The sequence below is a fragment of the uncultured Tyzzerella sp. genome, from assembly GCF_963558545.1.
GTDB lineage: Bacteria > Bacillota > Clostridia > Lachnospirales > CAG-274 > Tyzzerella.
On the sequence record NZ_CAUWHO010000102.1, the window covers coordinates 1 to 2,683 of the forward strand.

A 2,683-nucleotide genomic window follows, 5' to 3' on the forward strand; every position below is an offset into this window, starting at 1 on the left:
TACCTAAAAATAAAGAAATAGAAAAAGAAAAAAAAAGTGAAGAAAAAGTTTATAAAGTAGCTAGCATTAATGATAATAAAGATAATGTAGAAAAATACTTAGATAAAGATATTAATTATGATGCAAAAGAAAATATAAATGAAGGTAGTATAGAAGAAGATGATATAGAAGAAAATAAAGATAAATTAACAAAATTTAAAGAAGTTATTAAAAATATAAAATATAAAATAAACTATATTAAAGAAAAAATTAATTTTATAATATCATATCCTAATAAAAATCAAATATTAAATATGATATTTTTATTGTTAAAAAGCCTTATTAAAGCTATAAAGTTTAAAAAAATAAAAATAAATGTTGATTATGGACTAGATGAACCCTTTAAAACTGGTAACGTTTGTGCTATAATAAGTGCTATAATACCTTTTTTACCTAAAAAGTATATTAAGGATATAAAAATAATGCCAGATTTTGAAAATGAATTATTTTTGGCAGATTTAGAAATAAAATGTAAATCATCTTTATTTAAATTGCTATTTCCTATAATTATATTTATAAGTAAAAAACCTATAAGAGAAATTATTTTTAGTAAAGGAGAATGATTATGTCTAATCTTAATAGTAGTTTAGAAGTTTTATTTAATAAAATGGAAGGTTTTATATCTTCTAAAACAGTTGTTGGAGAGCCTATAAATATAGGTGATGTAATAATTGTTCCTTTGGTTGATATATCTGTTGGTGTTGGTGCAGGTTCTTATGAAAGAAAAGAAAAAAATAATGAAAATACAGGTGGTGGGTTAGGAGCTAAATTAAGTCCTTCTGCTATGCTTGTTGTTCAAGATGGGTCTGTGCAACTTGTAGATATAAAAAATCAAAATAGTGTAAATAAAATTATAGATATGGTACCTGGTGTTGTTTCTAAATTTAATTTGTCATCATTTTTTAAAAAAGATGATATAGAAGAAGGTATAGAAAGTACAGAAGATAAATAAATTTTTGGAGGAAAGTATTTTATGAAGCACGAGCTTATTATCGTTTTAGATTTTGGTGGGCAATATAACCAGCTTATAGCTAGAAGAGTGAGAGATTTAAATGTTTATTGTGAAGTATTATCTTATGATACTCCTATTGAAGAGATTAAAGCTAAAAATCCTAAAGGGATTATATTTACAGGTGGGCCTAGTGTTGTAACAGAAGAAGATGCACCTATTGTAGATAAGGAAATTTTTGAGCTTGGTATACCTGTTTTTGGCATATGCTATGGCTGTCAGCTTATGGGTTATTTAAATGGTGGTAAAGTAGGAAAAGCAGATAAAAAAGAATATGGTAAAGCAGAGTTAACTGTTGATAATACTAACCCTTTATTTGAAAATGTAGATAAAGAGAGTATCTGTTGGATGAGCCATACTTATTATATTACAGAAGTTCCACCTAATTTTGAAGTTGTAGGTACTACACAAACTTGCCCAACTGCTAGTATTTATAACAAGGATAAAAATCTTTATGGAGTACAGTTCCACCCGGAAGTTGTACATACACAATTTGGTAATGATATAATAAAAAATTTCCTATATAATGTTTGTAAATGCTCTGGGGATTGGGTTATGACAGACATTGCAAATGAAATGGTTGAAGCTTTAAAACAAAAAATTGGTGATAAAAAAGTTTTATGTGCATTATCTGGTGGTGTAGATTCTTCTGTAGCTGCTGTTTTAGTACATAAAGCTATTGGTAAAAACTTAACTTGTGTTTTTGTTGACCACGGGCTTATGCGTCTTAATGAAGGTGATGAGGTTATGTCTGTTTTTAAAGAACAGTTTGATATGAACCTTATTAGGGTTAATGCAGAAGATAGATTTTTAGGAAAACTTGCAGGTATATCTGACCCAGAAACTAAAAGAAAAATAATAGGTGAAGAATTTATTAGAGTTTTTGAAGAAGAAGCTAAAAAAATAGGTTCAGTAGATTTTCTTGTACAGGGAACTATTTATCCAGATGTTATAGAAAGTGGTACTAAAAATTCTGCTGTTATAAAAAGCCACCATAATGTAGGAGGGCTTCCTGATGTTGTAGATTTTGAAGAAATTATAGAGCCACTTAGAGATTTATTTAAAGATGAAGTTAGAGCAGTTGGTACTGCCCTTGGTATACCAGACTTTTTAGTACATAGACAGCCATTTCCAGGTCCAGGCCTTGCTATAAGAATAATAGGAGATATAACAAAAGAAAAGCTAGACATACTTAGACAAACAGATTTTGTATTTAGAGATGAAATAGCTAAAGCTGGTCTTGATAGAGAAATTTGGCAATATTTCACAGTTTTAACAGGACTTAGAAGTGTTGGGGTTATGGGTGATGAAAGAACTTATAGCTACACTATTGCTTTAAGAGGTGTTACAAGCCTTGACGCTATGAGTGCTGATTGGGCTAGAATTCCTTATGATGTTTTAGAAAAAATTAGTGTTAGAATGGTAAATGAAGTACCTAATGTTAATAGAGTAGTATATGATATTACTAGTAAACCACCAGCAACAATAGAGTGGGAATAGGATATATTAAAAATAGATAGTGTGAAAGCCTGTGTTTATAGGTTTTTGCACTACATTTATAAATTGGCATTTATAAGTTGTATAATATGGTTATTAAAATTCAATAACTTATTATACAACTTATTTTTATTTATA

At 28.3% G+C, this 2,683-nt stretch carries 3 protein-coding genes; all 3 read left to right on the plus strand.

Translation table 11 applies throughout. The features are described 5' to 3' along the window. Nucleotides 1–602 (plus strand): DUF2953 domain-containing protein (locus R5Z65_RS09860; RefSeq protein WP_317368852.1); only part of this gene is annotated, 602 nt, incomplete at its 5' end. A 2-nt stretch (nt 603–604) separates the two neighbouring features. After that, on the plus strand, nt 605–991 hold the full coding sequence (locus R5Z65_RS09865) for a GerW family sporulation protein (protein ID WP_317368855.1): 387 nt from the start codon (nt 605–607) through the stop codon (nt 989–991). 21 nt (nt 992–1,012) lie between these two features. Further along, the gene (gene guaA / locus R5Z65_RS09870) at nt 1,013–2,548 is read left to right on the plus strand and encodes a glutamine-hydrolyzing GMP synthase (RefSeq protein ID WP_317368857.1); all 1,536 of its coding nucleotides are present in this window, start codon (nt 1,013–1,015) and stop codon (nt 2,546–2,548) included. Nucleotides 2,549–2,683: the final 135 nt, after the last annotated feature.